The 18,007-nt window shown below is 62.0% G+C and carries 14 protein-coding genes; 6 read left to right on the forward strand and 8 right to left on the reverse strand.

The window, feature by feature from the left end; genetic code table 11:
- Window positions 1-421: 421 nt before the first annotated feature.
- Window positions 422-1,420: a GlxA family transcriptional regulator gene (locus tag FKG95_RS19110; protein WP_142898020.1), complete on the forward strand. Its 999-nt coding sequence runs from the start codon at window positions 422-424 to the stop codon at window positions 1,418-1,420.
- Window positions 1,421-1,501: 81 nt separating this feature from the next.
- Window positions 1,502-3,127 (forward strand): glycosyltransferase family 39 protein, encoded by a 1,626-nt coding sequence (locus FKG95_RS19115; RefSeq protein ID WP_142898021.1) that lies wholly within the window; start codon window positions 1,502-1,504, stop codon window positions 3,125-3,127.
- A 6-nt stretch (window positions 3,128-3,133) separates the two neighbouring features.
- Here the strand turns inward: FKG95_RS19115 and FKG95_RS19120 are convergent, their stop codons facing one another.
- The gene (locus tag FKG95_RS19120; protein WP_179954174.1) at window positions 3,134-5,398 is read right to left on the reverse strand and encodes an exonuclease domain-containing protein; all 2,265 of its coding nucleotides are present in this window, start codon (window positions 5,396-5,398) and stop codon (window positions 3,134-3,136) included.
- Between the two features lie 107 nt (window positions 5,399-5,505).
- Window positions 5,506-6,369 (reverse strand): hypothetical protein, encoded by an 864-nt coding sequence (locus FKG95_RS19125; RefSeq protein WP_142898023.1) that lies wholly within the window; start codon window positions 6,367-6,369, stop codon window positions 5,506-5,508.
- Window positions 6,370-6,496: 127 nt separating this feature from the next.
- On the opposite strand from FKG95_RS19125, the gene FKG95_RS19130 reads away from it, so the two are divergent.
- Complete coding sequence (locus tag FKG95_RS19130; RefSeq protein ID WP_142898024.1) at window positions 6,497-7,156, forward strand: SDR family NAD(P)-dependent oxidoreductase; 660 nt, start codon at window positions 6,497-6,499, stop codon at window positions 7,154-7,156.
- 255 nt (window positions 7,157-7,411) lie between these two features.
- A complete protein-coding gene (locus FKG95_RS19135; RefSeq protein ID WP_142898025.1) occupies window positions 7,412-8,647 on the forward strand; it encodes an MFS transporter in 1,236 nt (411 codons plus the stop codon).
- A gap of 15 nt (window positions 8,648-8,662) precedes the next feature.
- On the opposite strand, the gene FKG95_RS19140 is transcribed toward FKG95_RS19135, so the two are convergent.
- Window positions 8,663-9,250, reverse strand: coding sequence for a TetR/AcrR family transcriptional regulator (locus tag FKG95_RS19140; RefSeq protein ID WP_142898026.1), 588 nt, complete (start codon window positions 9,248-9,250; stop codon window positions 8,663-8,665).
- A gap of 53 nt (window positions 9,251-9,303) precedes the next feature.
- Here FKG95_RS19140 and FKG95_RS19145 point away from each other — a divergent pair, with 53 nt between their 5' ends.
- On the forward strand, window positions 9,304-9,768 hold the full coding sequence (locus FKG95_RS19145; RefSeq protein ID WP_179954175.1) for a DUF1330 domain-containing protein: 465 nt from the start codon (window positions 9,304-9,306) through the stop codon (window positions 9,766-9,768).
- A 61-nt stretch (window positions 9,769-9,829) separates the two neighbouring features.
- Here the strand turns inward: FKG95_RS19145 and FKG95_RS19150 are convergent, their stop codons facing one another.
- Window positions 9,830-10,591, reverse strand: a complete 762-nt coding sequence (locus tag FKG95_RS19150) for an SDR family oxidoreductase (RefSeq protein WP_142898028.1) — start codon at window positions 10,589-10,591, stop codon at window positions 9,830-9,832.
- Between the two features lie 344 nt (window positions 10,592-10,935).
- On the opposite strand from FKG95_RS19150, the gene FKG95_RS19155 reads away from it, so the two are divergent.
- Window positions 10,936-14,184 carry a methyl-accepting chemotaxis protein gene (locus FKG95_RS19155; RefSeq protein ID WP_142898029.1) on the forward strand — a complete coding sequence of 1,083 codons (3,249 nt, stop codon included), beginning with the start codon at window positions 10,936-10,938 and terminating at the stop codon, window positions 14,182-14,184.
- 9 nt (window positions 14,185-14,193) lie between these two features.
- On the opposite strand, the gene FKG95_RS19160 is transcribed toward FKG95_RS19155, so the two are convergent.
- The 4 genes from FKG95_RS19160 to FKG95_RS19175 all read right to left on the reverse strand — a co-directional run bounded on the left by FKG95_RS19160 (window position 14,194) and on the right by FKG95_RS19175 (window position 17,962).
- The gene (locus tag FKG95_RS19160) at window positions 14,194-14,727 is read right to left on the reverse strand and encodes a DinB family protein (RefSeq protein ID WP_142898030.1); all 534 of its coding nucleotides are present in this window, start codon (window positions 14,725-14,727) and stop codon (window positions 14,194-14,196) included.
- Window positions 14,728-14,958: 231 nt separating this feature from the next.
- Window positions 14,959-16,284 (reverse strand): TRAP transporter large permease, encoded by a 1,326-nt coding sequence (locus tag FKG95_RS19165; RefSeq protein ID WP_142898031.1) that lies wholly within the window; start codon window positions 16,282-16,284, stop codon window positions 14,959-14,961.
- A gap of 37 nt (window positions 16,285-16,321) precedes the next feature.
- Complete coding sequence (locus tag FKG95_RS19170; RefSeq protein ID WP_246116828.1) at window positions 16,322-16,798, reverse strand: TRAP transporter small permease subunit; 477 nt, start codon at window positions 16,796-16,798, stop codon at window positions 16,322-16,324.
- Window positions 16,799-16,864: 66 nt separating this feature from the next.
- Window positions 16,865-17,962: a TRAP transporter substrate-binding protein gene (locus FKG95_RS19175; RefSeq protein ID WP_142898033.1), complete on the reverse strand. Its 1,098-nt coding sequence runs from the start codon at window positions 17,960-17,962 to the stop codon at window positions 16,865-16,867.
- Window positions 17,963-18,007 lie beyond the last annotated feature (45 nt).

Below are 18,007 nucleotides of genomic sequence, written 5' to 3' on the forward strand. Positions count from 1 at the left end.
ACCCGCTGCCGTTCCCGCACTCCGTTTTTTCTCTGCTTCCGCTTATATGCGTCTGCCCGCGAGACCTTCCAGTCCTTTGCCCAGGCCGTTACCCGGACCCTTTCACAGTCCCTTGCACAGAGCACTCGAAGCGGCGAAAGCACTCTTTGTGGTTCCCGCCAGATAGTTTTCTGTTCGCGACAATAGATCGTTTGTGCCGCGGATGATTTGTGCCAGAGTTGCCGGGGTTCGAAAACTCAAATCCGCATTATTGACTTTGAGCTTCGAATGGACGCCAATGAGGTGAAATCGGCGCGCGAGAGCCCCCTGCCGCGGTTGTGCGCGCGGCGGTATCAGGAGCTGGAGCCCCGGGCGCGATCAAGTCCATTGGCAAGGCTTCTGGACAAGCCGATTTCTGATTTTGTTTATTTTTGAGTGCCTTATGCTCGGCAATGCACCTCGCGAACTTCCTCTGACGACCGCCATCGTCCTGACACCGAGCTTCTCGATGATCGCGCTCACCTCCGCGGTCGAGCCCATGCGCATGGCGAACCGCCTGAGCGGCAAGACGCTCTACGACTGGCGGTTGATCACGGTGGACAATGAGCCGGTCCCGGCCTCCTGCGGGATCGAGTTCCGCCCGACGGCGACTCTGGAAGAGGCCAGCGGCTTCTCGACCGTGATGGTCTGCGCCGGGATCGAGATCTATAATTTCTACAGCAAAACCCTGGATTCCTGGCTGCGGCGGATGGACCGGCGCGGGGCCGACATCGGGGCGCTCTGCACAGGTACGCATGTTCTGGCGCGGGCCGGTCTGCTGAACGATTACCGCTGCACCATCCATTGGGAGAATCTGGCCGGGTTCCTGGAGGAATTTCCCGAAATCGAGGTCAGCACGGAACTCTTCGAGATCGACCGCAACCGTTTCACCTGCTCGGGCGGCACGGCGGCGCTGGATATGATGCTGAACGTCATCACCCGCCAGCATGGCTACGAGCTTGCGGTGCAGGTCGCGGACGTCTTCACCCATGAGCGCATCCGCGATCATCACGATCACCAGCGCATGTCCCTGCCGGCGCGCCTCGGCGTGCGGCATCCCAAGCTGCTGGCAGTCATCGCCCTGATGGAAGAGAACCTGGAGGAGCCGCTCAGCCGGACCGGACTGGCGCGCGAGGCCGGTCTTTCCACCCGCCAGCTGGAGCGGCTGTTCCGGAAGTATCTGAACCGCTCGCCGGCCCGGCATTACCTGGAGCTGCGGCTGAACAAATCCCGCCTGTTGCTGCTGCAGACCAATATGTCGGTCATCGACGTGGCGCTGGCCTGCGGTTTCGTCTCGGCCTCCCACTTCTCCAAGTGCTACCGGGATTTCTTCGGCCGCACGCCCCGCAAGGAGCGGGGACTGCCGCCGCTCGCGGACCTTGACGAGCATCAGACCTCATGAGCGGGCATGCGGGCCTGAAGCGCCTTGAGGCTTCGCCGGGTTCACGGCACCGGCATTCAGCATGATGGGCCGGCATTCAGCATGATGGAGAGCGATACAGCCTCGGGAGAGTCCGGCCCAACGCCTGTGCGGGGACTGAACCTCCTGCTCGAGGCCGGTTGGTACGGCGCCGGTTTTGCGGCTGTGCTCGCTCTCGCACTGGTCAATCTCTACTATCCCTTCGGCTCCGATCAGGCGGCGTTCTTCTATGGCGCGCAAGAGCTGGATCAGGGCGCGACGCTCTATGTCGATTACTGGGACAACAAGCAGCCCGGCCTCTACCTTTTCTATCTGGTGGCCGGGCAGCTGTTCGGCTTCAGCGAGTACGGCATTCATCTACTCGAGCTGATCTGGATGATGGTCTTTGCCCTCGTGCTGATGATCACCTTGCGGCCCCATTTAAAAGCGCCCTGGCTCTCCGCCCTGGCCCCGCTTGCGACCATCGGTGTTTATTATGCGGGCGTCACTGAGTATGAGCTCACGCAGCTTGAAATGATCGTGGCCTTTCCGCTCTATCTGACCGCCTGGTGCTGCCTGCATGCGGTGACGCTGGCGGAGACGCGGTCTTCGCCGTGGGGCATCGTCCTGCTGTTTTTCCTCAGCGGTTGCTTCGCGGCGCTGGCGGTGTTCTTCAAGCTGCTGCTCGCGGTCATCCCGATCACCTTTTGGCTCCTGGCATCCTTTTTCCTGTTCCGTGGGCGCGCACTCACTCTTGTCGGGCTGGCGACGCGTTTCTGGATCCCTGGAGCGGTCGGTGTCGCTCTGCCGCTCGCGGCCACGCTCTTCTGGTTCTGGCAGGCCGGAGCGCTTCAGGAGTTGCTCTGGACGTCGTTTGCCTATCCTTCCGAAGCCTTCTCGACCTCGCCGCCCGCGCCGAAATCGCGCTTGCTGACGGCGACGGCCTTTTTCCTGAGCAGCATGGCACCCTGGCTGCTTTTCACCGCGATAGCCGCCGGTGTCTGGTTGGGAAGGCGGTCAGGTGACCTCCAGGCGATGATGCTGGCCTGGCTGGTGGTGGGCGCTGTGTTGTTCCTGATCCAGCGCTTTTCCTGGTGGGAGTACCACATGCTGCTGCTCTTCGTGCCCGCCGGCATTCTGGCGCTTTGCGGTGTCGACTGGATCGCCGCGCGGCTTGGCGGTTTGATCGACTTTGGCGTCACAGGGCGTTTGAGCTGGCTCAGGCACACAGAGGTTCCGGCGATGCTCTGCACGCTGCTTTTTGCTGCCCCGCTCGCGGCGTCCCTTGCAGGTCCTTTCCTCGCCAAGACCCAGAAGCTTTTCTACGGCGCGGAGGTCCTGCGCCAGGGGCTTCAGGCCTACCACTGGAGGGCCAGCGAGAACTACGAGCGCCTCTGGGTCGGCAGCCGCTTCCTGACCGAGCCGGACGCGCGGCCGGGGCCGATCTACGCCTTCGGCAGCGCGCTGGTTTATCCCTTCACGGGCCGGACGTCGTCCCATATCACCGCCGGTGCGGCCTGGGAATATTACCTGCCGGCGCAGACGCGTGAGATCCTGGAGGGCTTCGACGCGCAGCAGGTTCCTTACGTTTTCGTCGACCGCAGTGACGAGAAACTCTTTCAGCTTCGCCCCGAGGTCGCCCGCTATCTGCTGGAGAACTACACGCGCCTCAAGAAAGACGACAGCGGCAGCTGGTACGAGCGCAAGTAGTTGCAGTCAGCGCGACGCTGCTTCCAACCGCCGGGCGTTGATCAGGAGCAGCAGTTCCGCCGCCGCTTCGGCGTCGCAGAGCGCGCGGTGGTGGGATTTCAATTCGATCCCGTAAGTGCTGCAGAGACTGCCCAGGCTGTAGGACTTGTGGCCCTTGTAGAGGGTGCGCATGCTGGCGCAGGTGCAAAGCTGCGGATGGCGGAAGCGCCGGTCCAGGCGTCGGAACTCTTCGGAGATAAAGCCGTAGTCGAAGCGCACGTTGTGGGCGACGAAGATGGCGTTGCCCATGAAGTCCTGGAAATCGTCGGCGATCTCGGCGAAGACCGGCGCGCCCGCCACCATGGCGTTGGTGATGCCGGTCAGGCGGGTGATGTTTGCGGGGATGGCCTGCTGGGGATTGATCAGACTCTGCCACTTGCCGATCACCTCGCCGTTTTGGACTTTCACCGCGCCGATCTCGGTCACCCGGTTGCGGGCCGCCCGGCCGCCGGTGGTCTCCACATCCACGACCACGTAGAGCTGTTCGGGGTCGATGATCCACTCGACCCGCTTGACCTCGACCGTAAAACCGGCCCGCGCGAGCAGGTCGAGCTGCATGAGCTGGTTGCGGCGGATCTGATCGCCGGCGCTCTTGATCTCGATGAAGCGCAGGTCGCTGTCGTTCCAGAGCATGAGGTCTGGGAAGCCGTCCTTGCGCCCCATGTAGTCTTTGCACATTTCGCGCAGCACGCTGGCCAGCGCTTCCGGCGGCGCCTTTTGCAGGAAGGGGCCGAGCCAGTCGGTGATCGTGGGGCGCCAGCGGAAGATACCGTTCGGCGTGCCGTAGTTTGTGCTCAGGCTGCTCAAGAGCGTCTGTAACGCCGATGCGGGATTTTGGAGCCGTGCGAGCTTGGCTTCGATCCGCTCCCGGAAGGCCTCGTAAAAACCACCGGATTTCAGCGACTGGGGCAGGCGTTCGAAGGCATTGTGCAGACTGGCCCCGGCCTCGCAGTAGATTTCCTCCCAGAAGAGCATGCCGAAGAGGGCACGCCAGACGCTGTTCTCGCTCTGGAATACCTCGTAGCCCTGACGGCGGAAATAGTCCGCCGCGCCGCGCTCCGGTGCGTTGCGCAGGGATTCATCCACGCCGATGACTTCGGCGGCGCGCAGGCGGTCGGTCAGGGCGCTGGTCCGCTTGCCCTTGAACTTGCGCTGATAGAAGTCCTGGGCGAACAGGGCCTCCAGATCGCTGGCCGGTTGGGCCATCATGGCCTCCAGCATGGCGCGCACCTGGTCCCGTTCACCACGAGCGTAGCGCAGCCTGACCAGGCGCTCGTTGCAGAGTGGCGACCCGCCGAGGCTGTAGACCGCGAGGGCCGAGTCCACCTGACCTGATTTCTCCAGGCGGCTGCCCAGTGCGTGAAGCAGACTGTCGCGCAGTTCCTCGGCGGCGTCGCAGGGCGCTTGTGGCCAGGAGGGAACCTCACGCGCCCAGAGCAGGCAGGTCTCGTCTGTTGCGCTTCTCAGATCCTCCAGGCGGTGCGCGTAGAAGTAACTGGCCGTTGCTTCCTCGCGGGTTTCGAAACGGGCTTCGTAGTCGGCCTTAAAGTGGTGGGTACGCACCAGTCCGAGGTCGCGCAGCGCGAAGCGCGTCACGCCCTGTTCGATCCGCCCGAAATAGAGATAGAGCAGGAATTCCAGGGCCGCGGGCCGGCCCTGCACGACGAAGCAGCGCACCGCCTCGGACCTGGCGAAGTGCTCGAAACGCAAAGTCGCGCGGGCATGCTCCAGCACCGCCGCCTTGGGCCAGCTTCGCTTCGCGCCCGCCGTCTCCAGATGCGGGGCCATCAGCTGCAGCAAAGCATCCTTGGACAGCCCCTGGAGCAGTTCCTCGAAATCCTGTGGTTTTACCGCATTGGCGAAACCCGCCGTGCGCAGCTTGGAGACGGCGTCCGGCAGATCGCCGATCTCCGCGTAACGCAGCTTCGCTGTCTCGAAGACCCGGCCCTTGCGGTTCACCATGCGCACGAAGAGACACTTGGCCTCCAGATCGAGGGCATCGAAATCCGTCAGGAAGTCGTGGTGATCCCGGTCGAGCACATGGGCGTACTTTTCCCGCACGAAATCCAGCATTTCCTGGAAGTGGGTCAGATAATAGAGCTGCGGCAGTTCGCGTTGCGGACGCAGGCTTTTGCGTTCTTCGTACGGTGTCTGATCGAGAGCGAAGTCAGATTGCGCTGTATCCTCGAGGCTCCGGCCTGCGTCCGACCGGCTTCCTCGCAAAGCTTCCATCTGCCGCCTCAAGGGCATCACCATCACTCTTCTTGCGCCCGAAAATCAGAAAGAACAAACTATGAACTTTTGACTCGAAGATGGCAAGGGGGGGTAGTGAAACGACCCTAATAGACCTGAAAATGCAGGTGATCGTCGTGCCGCGCAGCATTCCAGCCCGCAAAGCCGATCTTGGGGCTTCGCAATTTCAGGACGGGTTTGAGATAGGGTTCGAGGAAGAGCCGCTGGACCTGACCGGAGGCCGGCCCTTGTGTGAGAAACCGAACCATGTCCGCCGTGCGGGTCCGGTCCAGTTCATCGTCGGCGAAAAGCCACTGCAGCCAGTTCATGCGCCAGCGCAGGGCGCCATCTCTTTGCGATCCCGGGCTGGTGTTGAGCAGATCCCAAGCCGGTGCGAAGGCCCAGTAGCCGACGAACCAGGCCCCGCCCTTGGGCATTGCCTTGCCGCTCGTCTTGTCCTTGTAGAAGAAGGCCAGATCGAGCTTGCGGCCGTCGTTGTGACTGAGGTGCGGCAGCAGGGGAATGCCGAGGGGCAATGGAAAGCCACCGTCCAGATAGCTGACGACTGTCCCCGGATGTTTGCGCGCCATGTGATCCGAAAGCGCCTCGAGAACCTCTTTCGTACCGGGGGTGACGTAGTGACGGTTCAGAATGCAATAGAGGGGCGAATTTGCCGCGTAGGCGTGCCGGCTGTCGGCAAAGCAGTTCAGGGCAATACGGCCAAAGGCAGGGGCCAGCGCCGGTAGAAGCAAAAAGCTCGCGACGCTGTAGACTGCGATAAAGGCCGCCATCGTCAGGAGGCCCCGGCTTCTTCGGTAGCGGCCGGCCAGGGTCTCGCCGAGACCGTAGGCCAGCCAAAGGACAACGCCGCCAACCTGCGAGATCAGCGTCAGGAGGGCGATCAGCAGAACTGCGAGGCCTGTACTGAAGAAACCTCGACTGCGGCTTAAGGGGCCAAGAATGAGTTGCATTCGTTATGGAGCGCCGGGTTCTTGAAAATTGGGGGAAGCCTATATCCCTTGGATATTTAGGGTCGAACTGTGACCGCATCATGGCCGATAGTGGGCGCATCGGAGACAGCCGTAAGAGGAGGCCAGCATGGCAAGACGGGCGCTTGTGACGGGCGGGAACCGGGGGATCGGCTTCGCCATTGCGGCGGGCCTCGCGAAGCTCGACTATGAGGTCGTCATTGCGGCCCGTGATGTCGAGGCGGGTGAGCGGGCGGCTGAAGAACTGGGAGTGGGCTCGATCCACATGGATCTGAGCGATCTCTCTTCCATCGAAGCGGCGGCCGCGCAGCTCGGCGATGTTGATGTGCTGGTGAATAATGCCGGGGTGCTGTTCGACCGTCCGATGCTGGAGAGCCCGGAAGACTACAGGGTCTCCATGGCTGTCATGCTGGATGCGCCTTATCATCTCATTCGGCTGCTCTCGCCCGGGATGATCGGCAGGGATTACGGACGGATCGTCAACCTTTCGTCCGACTGGGGGGCTTTCTCCCAGGGCCTGGAAGGTCCGGGGGCCTACGGCGTCGCCAAGGCGGCCCTGAATGCGTTGACACTCGCCCTGTCCCGCGAGCTTCCTGACAGCATCAAGATCAACGCCATGTGCCCGGGCTGGGTGCGCACGCGGATGGGTGGGGACGGCGCGAACCGCTCACCGGAAGAGGGTGCGGATACGGCGCTCTGGCTAGCGAGCCTGCCCGGAGACGGACCGAGCGGGGGCTTCTTCCGGGATCGTGTGCCGCTCGCCTGGTAAGGGCGCTGCCGGGGCCGGGTGCAGCGCAAGTGTCAGGAGCCTTCGCGCTTCGGCGCATGGCAGCCATGCTCCTGCGACCATTGTCGCGGCGCGCGGGCTCGGTTAGAGCAATTTGCGTTTGAACGGACACAAGATTCGCTGCCCCTCGATCAGCAAATTGCCGATCTCGAACGCAAATTTTGAAGTGTTTTGGTTCAAGAAAAACGCAATTCGCTATAGTCAGGAAACCTCCGTAATTTCGCGCCGAGACCCGCCATGACCTCAGAGTCCGCCGCCGATCCCTCGAATGACCTCGACAGCAGCTACGCCTGGAAGCGCCTGGCCGTCGCCCTGGCGCTGAGCACCGTCGGCGGTGTCGGCCTGTGGTCCAGCGTGGTCATCCTGCCCGCGATCCAGGCGGAGTTCGGCGTCGACCGGGGCGGCGCCTCCCTGCCTTTCACCGCGACCCTGATCGGTTTTGCGCTCGGCGGCATCCTGATGGGCCGCATGGCCGACCGCTTTGGGGTCGTCCGTCCCATCCTTCTCGGCGCCGTGATGCTGGCCCTGGGGTACATCGCCACCGCACTGGCCAACGCCTACTGGCAGTTCATCGTGGCACAGGCCCTGCTGATCGGCATGCTGGGCAGCTCGACGACCTTCGGGCCGCTGGTTGCCGATGTCTCGCACTGGTTCCTGAAGCGGCGCGGCATCGCGGTGGCTATCGTGGCCAGCGGCAACTACCTCTCGGGCGCCATCTGGCCGCCGATCCTGCAGGCGGCCATCGAAATCGTGGGCTGGCGGCAAGCCCATATCGGCGTCGGCCTGGTCTGCCTGGTTACCATGGTGCCGCTGGCATTCCTGCTGAAAAGAAAACCCGATCTGGAGGCCATGGACACCGCCGCAAAAACCTCTGGCTCCACGCCGCCCATGCCGTTGTCGCCGGGCAAGCTTCAGGCGGTGCTGGTGCTGGCGGGCGTGGCCTGCTGCGTGGCCATGTCCATGCCGCAGGTGCATATGGTGGCCTACTGCGTGGATCTGGGATACGGGCCGGCCCGGGGCGCCGAGATGCTCTCGATCATGCTGGCGCTGGGCGTGGTCAGCCGCCTGATCTCAGGTTTCATTGCCGACCGGATCGGCGGGATCGGCACTCTGATTCTGGGATCGACTCTGCAGTGCATTGCGCTGCTCTTCTATCTGCCCTTCGACGGCCTGGTGTCGCTCTATATGATCGCCGCGCTCTTCGGCCTGTCTCAGGGCGGGATCGTGCCGAGTTACGCCCTTATCGTGCGGGAGTACTTTCCGGCGCGCGAGGCCGGCTCGCGGATCAGCCTGGTGCTCATGGCCACGGTCGCCGGCATGGCGCTGGGCGGCTGGATGTCTGGTGAGATCTATGACCTGACCGGATCCTACGAGGCGGCGTTCCTCAACGGTATCGGCTGGAACCTGTTGAACATGCTGATCGCCTTCTGGCTCCTGGCCAGCCGCTTCAGGCCAAAGCCTCAACCGGCCTGACCCTTTCCGAAGCAATCATTTGATCAGGGTTCTGCAGATCGTGCTGCGAATGGTTTTTGCTGCGGCGGCTTCGCTCCAGCCCCGTTCCCTGACCAGCAGATCCCAGGCCTGAACCGACGAAGAGGCCCAGAGATAGTCCGTCGCGCGCGGAACGCTCCAGTCCAGGGACAGGGCACCCTCCTTCTTAAGACCGCCGACCAGGCCCCGGTAGAACTTCAGCAGTTCGCTCATGCGGTCGTCCCAGGCGCGTGCGGCGTCTTCGTCAGTGGCGCGCATGCGGATCAGGTCCGTGGCGACCGGATGGATCTTCGGCACGAAGTCCAGCCAGACCTTAAGTACGGCGTCCAGGCGCGCCGCCGGATCTTTCTGTTCCATGGCGGACTCGAAACCTTCCCAGATGAAGAAGCGTTCATCCGCCCGGCGCACCAACGCCATCAAGAGACCGCCGCGCGAACTGAAGTGCACATAGATCGACTGGCGGGTCATGCCCACGGCTGCAGCGATTTCCGCCATGGACACCGCCGCGCCCCGCTCGGCGATCAGATCCCAGGACGCATCGAGAATTTCCAGGCGGGATCGTTCCGCGCGTTTTAAATTTGACACCTGTCAAAAATCCGATTTTAATTTTACATATGTCAAATTTAACGGAGTTCATCGTGAACGCAAACAGTAAACTCGAAGACCGCGTGGCGCGCCTGATCGCCTGGTACGGCGACGGGTCCGACGGCGCCAGCCCGACGGCGGAACAGTGGCGGAAGGTGGCCGGCAGGCCGTCGGGGAGCCCGGTCACGCTGATCAATTTCTTCAAGCTGCGCGATCAGGGGCTTTACCAGGATGAAGCCATTGCGCCCGCCGCACCGGAGAGCGGGAGGGCAGCCTTCGACCGCTATGCGGCGGTCAGCATCCCGACCATGGAAAAGATCGGCGGCCGCTTTCTACTCGTGGCGCCTTTCGAAGCCGGTTTTGTCGGTCCCGAGGAGGACTGGGATCTGGTCGCCATCGGGACTTTCGCCGACAAGGAGGTTCTGCTCTCGCTTTGGGAAGACGCGGACTATCACGCGGCCTATCCCCACCGCACGGCGGCCTGCGCCCGGCAGAAGGTGGTGATCTGCAACGGCTAGACGGGACAAAGACGGGGGGCGGGGCATGGCCTGAGCGGCCCGGTGCCCCGCCCGGCTGCCGTCAGGTCCGGGTGATGGAAACCCCGCCGTCGGCCAGGATCGCCTGTCCGGTGACGAAGCTGGAGGCGTCCGAGGCAAGGAAAAGCGCCGCCCGTGCAATCTCTTCCGGCCGGGCGATGCGCTTTAAGGCATGGAGGCCGTTCACGAACTCCCGGGCCTCGGGCGTGTTGGAATGAGCCTGCGCCATCTCCGTATCGGTGCCGCCGGGCAGCAAGGCGTTGGCGCGAATGCCCTGCGGGCCATGCTCCGCCGCCAAAACCTGCGTCAGGCCGATCAGGCCCGCCTTGCTGGCCGCATAGGCGGCCATGCCTGGCATGCCGACCCTGTGGCCGACGAACGAGGAGGTGAAGATGAGTGAACCTGCACCGCGTTCCTGCATGGCCGGAATCTGATACTTCGCACCCAGAAAGGCGCTTGTGAGGTTGGTTTCAATGGTCTCGCGCCAGCTCTCGAGGGCTACGCCGGGCGTCTCGCCCATCGCTCCAAGCTGGCCTGCGTTGTTGAAAGCGATATCCAGGCCGCCGAATTCGTTCCGTGCCCGATCGACCAGGGCCTTCGCGGTGGCTTCGTCCCTGATATCACCGGCCAGCGCGACGGCGTCGCCGCCCCTGGTCCTGATCTCGCTCACGAGCCGGTCCAGCGCCACTTGCCGCCGGGCACTGACGACCAGTTTGGCCCCCTGCATTGCAAAGAGTTTCGCCGCCGCGTAGCCGATACCGCTGCTGGCGCCGGTGAGAACGACGACCTTGTTTTCGAGTTGCATCCTGTTTTCTCTCATCAGATTGATTGCCGATGAGGGAGTGATGCACCCTCCGTTTTTTTGCCGCCATCCGCTTCTTGTGTTCGAATTCCGAAGCGATGAAGCCGTGCGAAAACGTTAATGCGATGGTTGTGTCCGGGGTTTTTATTGCCCGCAAAGATCTATAATGGGTTGTCGAGTTCGTGCAGCAGACTATTCAGCGAGTAGAACTTAAAGGCAAAATTGCCAAAAAATTGGGCAAATATAGTATAGATGCAAGCATTTGAACTAAATGCGTCGGATTTAACTATTTTCGAGAGAAAGTCTTTTAAAGTCTAAGCGTATAACGTTTCTTTCGGGGCCTTCTCATGAAAACTGCGCGTCTTTTCACGATCCGGAACAGTCTTTTCGTCATTTGCTCGGTGCTTATTGCGACTGTCGCTTACTTTGCCGTCTCCTCCATGCTCTCGGCGCTGGAAGATCGGAGGGTGGCGGAGCGCAACACCTTCAACAATGCTTTGACCGATCTGCTGGTCATTAGCGCGGGCAATTGGGCGGTGGAGCGCGGTGTCACCAACGCGGCGCTCCACAATGCCAATCCGGTTTCCCAGGAGCTTAAGACGATCATAGAGGCGCGGCGGCAGGCGGCGGATGGCGCTTACCGGGAGGTTCTCGATCAGATCAGGACGCACTTCAGCTTTGGTGACGTGGAGCCTGCTCTTCAAAAAACCGAAGCAGCCTATGCGAAGGTTCTCGCCGCGCGGCAGAAGGCCGATGCGGCTCTGGCCCAGCCCTTGACGGCGCGGGATCCGGCCGTAACCGCAGGCTGGCTGCCGGGCATGACCAGTCTGATTCTCGAAAGTCAGGCCCTGCGGATTGCGGTGACCAATACACAGACCTCGAGCGATTCCGTCAGTCAGCTTGCGGCCTTGAAACATTTTTCCTGGGTGATGTCTGAATACGGCGGACGGGAGCGCGCCATCGTCGGCGGCGTCATCGCGGGAGGCAAGAGCATGTCGCCCGAGCAACTGCGTACCCTGAGCGGCTATCGCGGGCGGGTCGAAACCGCCTGGGACACCGTTCGGGACATTGCCCGGGTTCCCTCGCTTGAAGCTTCTCTGGCGTCGGCGATCGAGGCAGCGCAGCAGGGCTACTTCGGATCTTTCGAAGGCGTGCGGGACTCGGTCTATCATGCCGGCACCAACTCCGCCGCCTATCAGCTCACAACGATCGAGTGGATCGACGCATCGACGGCGGCGATCGATTCTCTCCTGGCGCTGGACGCCGCGATCTCCCGGTCCTGGCTGGATTACGCTGTGGGTCTTGAAGGACGTGAACTCTCAGACAATCTGACCATCGCCGCCGGAAACTGGGCGGTGGAACGCGGCGTGACCAACAGCGGCCTGCACTCGGTCACGCCTGCGGGAGACGCCCTGCTGAAAAAAATCCAGACCCGCCGGGCGGCGGCGGATGCCGCCTTCGTGGCAGCGATGGACCAGCTTGCCGGATGGGACGATTTTAAAGGCAAGGATAAGTTTGTATCCGACCTGAAGGCGGATTTCGCGGCCTTGCAGAGCCTGCGGGCGGAAGCGGATGCGGCGCTGGCGCAGGAGAAGGCGGACCGCCCCTCCGCGCTTTTGTCGAACTGGCTTCCCACGGCCTCGCGTTTGATCATCAGAAGCCAGAAGGCGATGGTGGCGGCGACAAACGCTCTAGGTGAGCGGGACCCAAAGCTCGCGCTCCTGCTTCTGATGCGGCACGACACCTGGATCATGTCGGAATTCGCCGGCCGGGAACGCGCGATTATGGGCGGGATTATCGGTTCGCGTTTGCCCATGTCGGCGGCGCAGATCAAGACGCTGGCAACCTACCGGGGCCGGGTTGACTACGCCTGGGACGAGGTTCAGTTGAGCGCCGAGAATGACCTGGTGCCGGCGGAGGTCAAGGACGCGGTCGCGCAGGCACGCGCGCACTTCTTCGGCTCCTTCGAGGAGATCCGGCAAGGCCTCTACCGGCAGGCGACCGAGACCGCGGACTATCCCATTTCGAGCGCGGAATGGATCGAGACGGCGACCAACGCAATCGATGGTCTGCTCGCGATCCAAAGCGCGATCAGCGCGACCAGCGAGTCGGCCACGAGCCTCTCCGAGAGCAACGCGACCCGGACGGTGGTTCTCGCGGGTCTCATCCTGAGTATCATGATTGCAATCGGCGGCGTCACGGCCTGGGTGGTGATCTTCCGGATCACCCGCCCGATTAACGGCATGACCTCGGCCATGATGCAGTTGGCCAGGGGCAACGCGGATATGGAGATCCCCTCTGTCGGACGTGCCGACGAAATTGGCGACATGGCGGACGCCGTGCTGATCTTCAAGGAAAACGCCAAAAAGGCCGAGCTTCTGGCTGTGAAGGAGCAGGAGGCCGAAGCCAAGAAAAACGAGGATGAAAAGCTGAAGACGGAGCTCCTTGCGCTTTCCGACCGCCTGGACGAGGAGATTAAATCCGTCATGGTCGAAACCTCGTCTCAGGCGGATGGCATGAAAAAATCCTCAACCGAAATGGGCGAGATCATCGGCCGTTTGACCGACCGTTCTTCCAGTGTCTCCGACGGCGCGACGCAGGCGAACGAGTCGATCCAGACCGTTGCCTCCGCAGCAGAAGAACTTAGCGCTTCGATCAGCGAAATCACGCGGCAGGTCGGCCAGTCCTCGACGATTGTTCAGAAGGCGGCTGTGGAGGCGGACCGGACAGATGCCATCGTCGGGGGGCTTGCTGAATCCGCCCAGAAGATCGGTGACGTGGTTAACCTGATCCAGGATATCGCCGAGCAGACCAACCTGCTGGCGCTCAACGCCACCATCGAAGCCGCGCGCGCCGGGGACGCCGGCAAGGGCTTTGCGGTGGTTGCGAACGAGGTGAAAAACCTGGCCACGCAAACCGCCAGGGCCACGGATGAAATCAGCAGCCAGATCGGCTCCATCCGAAGCGAAACCGAGGGCGCCGTTAACGCGATCCGGGTCATTACCGAGACCATCAAGGAGGTCAATACCATCTCCGAGACGATCTCCAACGCGGTCGAGCAGCAGAGTGAAGCCACGCAGGAAATCAGTGCATCGGTTCAGTCCTCGGTACGTCATATGGGGGACGTCTCCGGACAGATGACTGACGTTGCCAGTGAGGCGGCTCAGGTAAACGAGCGGTCCGACAGTGTGCTTAGCTCCGCCGAGGCAACCCTTAGCAACATGGATGTCCTGGACAAACGTATGGGCGCCGTCCTCACGGATCTGCGGGAATCCGCCGTCGGTAACCGCCGCAAGGACCCGCGCTATGAGGTGAACTGGCCGGTGGTGGTCAACTGCGACGGTGGCACGATGAACGCACAGGCGCGGGACATGTCACTCGGCGGAGCGCTTTTGACGAGCGACGACGATCTGCCGGGGTGCGAGTGCCTGTCCCTCAGAATAGGGGACATGAGCGAGATGATTTCGGTCTCCGTGGTCAATCGTTCGGAGCGGGGCATTCACATCAAGTTCGATGAGAGCGACCAGACAAAAGCCTTGATCGGCGATCTGCTGGAGAGATCGCTGTTAAGCAGCGATTCCAGGATGGTTGCCTGAGAGGACAGGCTACGCGCTGTTCCAGACGTCGCGCAGGAAGACCGGCAGATCGTTCGCTGTGGGTCTTAAGGGCACCTGGTAGAGCATGTCGCTGACGAAACCGCGGTGATAGGTCGCGTGGTTGACCAGGTGATGGAGGATCTCCATCCGGCTCATCGCCCCTGCGCCGCCGCCGACGAATTCGAAGGTGATGACTTCCGCAAGTTCCGCATCCGAGAGGCGGTCGGCCAGATCGATATACCACCGGTCCATAGCCTGGACGTTGCTCCAGAGCGTCTCCAGCGGCGGCGAGGTTTCCGTGTTGCGCGCCTTGTAGCCATGGGACCGGCCTTCCAGATGTGCGCGGAAGATATCGTCGACCACATAGACGTGGTTCAGCGTGTGGAGAATCGTCTTAAAGTTCGTCTGGCGTTCCCGCGTGAGTTCTTCCGGCGGCAGCTCAGCGACTTTCTCGTAGGTCAGCCGGTTGGCCCAGGCCTTGTAGCGGGTCAGCATCTGCAAGGGGTTCGAGATTTTGTCCGGTTTCGTGACGGCCGTATTCATGAATTGAATATCTCATTCGTAAGTATAGTCAGTCCTAATGTGACTCTCGACTGACCGGATTGACAAATGAGAATTCCTGATCCGAAAACACTGCCCCGAAGGACTCTCTTCTTTTTGGATTGTATTGAGACAATATTTTCGATGTGGCGGCTCAGGATTGTTGCCAACGCTGTGTTATTGCAGACACCCGCAGTACGAGATGCGTTTGTCAACTGGAGAGGTAAGCTGGAGTTACCAGCCGATGACCTCTGGAAGCCAGAGGGACAACTCCGGAACGGCGAAGAGAATGGCCAACATCACGACCTGGATCAGGATGAAGGGAATAACACCCTTGTAGATGTCCAGTGTGGTCACGTCCGGCGGCGCGACACCTTTCAAAAAGAACAGCGCCCAGCCAAACGGCGGGGTGAGGAATGAGGTTTGCAGATTGATGGCGACGAGGATCGCCAACCAGACCGGATCGACATTCGCCGCTGCAAAGTAGGGAAAGAAGAGCGGCAGCGCGATGTAGGAGATCTCGATCCATTCGAGAAAGAATCCCAGAATGAACAGCAGCAGCATCATGAATAGGAGGCCGGCATTCACACCGCCGGGCAGTGCTTCGAACATGGCATGAACCAGGCTTTCGCCCTGCAGGCCGCGAAAGGCGAGGGCGAAGATCTGGGCTGCGACGAGAATGAAAAAGATCATGGCGGTGATCCGCGTCGTCCCGCGCAGGACCGCCACCAGCAGCGGCCAGGTGAGGCGGCGGTTCAGCAACGCGACCAGCAGGCTGCCGAAGGCGCCCATGGACGCAGCCTCCGTCGGTGCGGCGACCCCGCCGATGATGGTTCCCAGAACCGTGGCGACAAGTGCCAGCGGCGGACCGATGACCAGGACTGCTTTCTTCGCCAGTGCGGCGCCCGTGACGCTTGAGCGCTCCTCCAGGGGGATGGGCGGGGCCGACGCCGGTCTGGCATAGGCAAATCCCAGGATGTAAAGGCAGTAGAGCGCCGCCAGCGCCAGTCCCGGCACCATGGCGGCGGCGAAGAGCGTGCCCACCGACTGGCCCGTGATATCCGCGAGCAGGATCAGCACCAGGCTCGGAGGAATGATCTGGCCCAGCGTGCCCGCGGCACAGATGCAGCCGGTGGCCAGGGACTTGTCGTAGCCGCGGCGCACCAGAACCGGCAAGGTCAGCAGCCCGAGGGTCACGACCGTTGCGCCGACGATCCCCGTTGACGCACCCAGAACCACGCCGACCACCACGATGGCCAGCGCCATGCCGCCTTTCAGGCCGCCGGCGAGATAGCCGACAACCTCGATCAGCTCTTCCGCGATCTTCGATTTTTCCAGCATGACCCCCATAAAGACGAAGAGCGGGATTGCCATCAGGGTGTAGTTGGAGACAACGCCGTAAATGCGGTGCGGCAGGAGGTTGAAGAGGGATTCACCGAACCCCAGAAAACCGAAGATGAACCCCGAGAGGGCGATACCGATGGCCACCGGCACGCCGATCGTCGTGAGCAGGAAAAAGGAGACGATCATACCGATCGCGAGCCATTCGTTTTCAGCCATATTCAGGAAACAGTCTCAATGAGGAAGCAGGACAGGCTCAAGGATCTGACTTATCTGTGTCCGCAGGGTAAACAGCGCCTGACAGGCGGGCGCAGTTCGCAATGACCTGGGCCAGTTGCTGGCAAAAGAGCGCCGCGAATCCGATCGGCAGAATCGCCTTGAGCAGATAGCGCGCCGGAAGGCCGCCCGGGTCGGGCGAGCCTTCACCGTTCATCCAGGATTTCTCCACGTAGGGGATCGAGTATTTCAGCAGCAGGAAAGCCACCGCCATTCCCACGATCCCCGCGAAGATATCCAGCAGGAGGCGCGTCCGGCCCGAGAAACGCTCATAGAGAACGTCCACCCTTACCGCGTCTCCCTTCATCAGGGTGTAGGGAATGGCGAAGAGCGCGATCGGCGCCATGAGATGCCACTCCAACTCCTGACTCCAAACCGATCCCGTGCGAAAGAAATAGCGCAACAGAACGTTCGTCGTCACCAGCAGCACCAGTGCGAGAATTGCGAAAGCGGCCACCTGTCCAAGCAACGCGGTGACCGCTTCCAGCCGGGAAGCCAGTTTCGTTAACAGCGGCTGGTTTCCTTACGCGGGGTTGCGCAGCTTGGCGTGCCAGACGCCTTCGCTCATGCGGGCCCATTTGTCGTGGGTCTTCTTGAAGGAGAGGTAGGATTCCATGACCTTTTTGAAGGTCGGATCGTTACTCGCGAGTTCCTCGTAGACGCCGTCCATCGCGGTCTTGAGGCCGCCGACGACATCGTCGGGCAGGACACGCGCTTCCGTGCCTTCGTTGATGAATTCCTCGAAGGCCTGCGCGTTGTTGGCCTCCGACCAGGTGTGGGCGACCATGTTTGCGGCTGCGCAGGAGGTCACCACCGTCTGTTTCAGATCGGGCGGCAAGGCCTGCCAGGCCTGTTTGTTGATGGCGAATTCAGTCACCGTCGTGGGCTCGTGCCAGCCGGTGGTGTAGTAGTACTTGGCGGCCTTGTTGAGGCCGAGGCGCTTGTCCTGTGCCGGTCCGACCCATTCGGCCGCGTCGATCACGCCGCGCTCGAGCGCCGGAAAGATCTCGCCGCCCGGCAGGAGTTTCACGTCGACCCCGAGTTTCGCGTAGCCTTTGCCCGCGAGGCCCGGGATCCGCAGCCGCAGCCCCTTGAGGTCTTCGAGGGAGTTGATCTCCTTCTTGAACCAGCCGGTCATCTGCACGCCTGTGTTGCCGCAGGGAAAGGCGACCAGATCATAGGGTTCGTAGACCTCGTGCCAGAGCTCGATGCCGCCGCCGTGGTAGAACCAGGCGTTCTGGCCCTGAAAGCTCATGCCGAAGGGGACCGCGCCGAAGAATTGCGCCGCCGGAATTTTGCCGGCGCCGAAGTAGGACACCCAGGCGTTGACTTCGAGTGTGCCGCTTGAAGCCGCGTCGAAACCTTCGAAGGCGGGCACAAGTTCGCCCGCGTGGAAGTGCTGGATATCCAGCCGCCCGCCCGAGATGGTCTTGATCCACTGCGTCAGATCCGCAAGCGATCCGGGACCGGTCGAATAGAATGGGACGCCGGGCGGGAAGGCGGTGGTGAGTTTCCACTTGAAACTATCGTCCGACCGCACGACCGCCGGTGCCGCGATGCTTGCCGCGCCGGCGGCTGCCGCGCCAACGACGCCGCGTTTCAGAAATGATCTGCGTTGCATGAAGTGTCCCCTTGCGCCCTGTCATGAAGTTTATGCTGTGCCGCA

The sequence above is a fragment of the Denitrobaculum tricleocarpae genome, assembly GCF_007004665.1.
GTDB lineage: Bacteria > Pseudomonadota > Alphaproteobacteria > Kiloniellales > Kiloniellaceae > Denitrobaculum > Denitrobaculum tricleocarpae.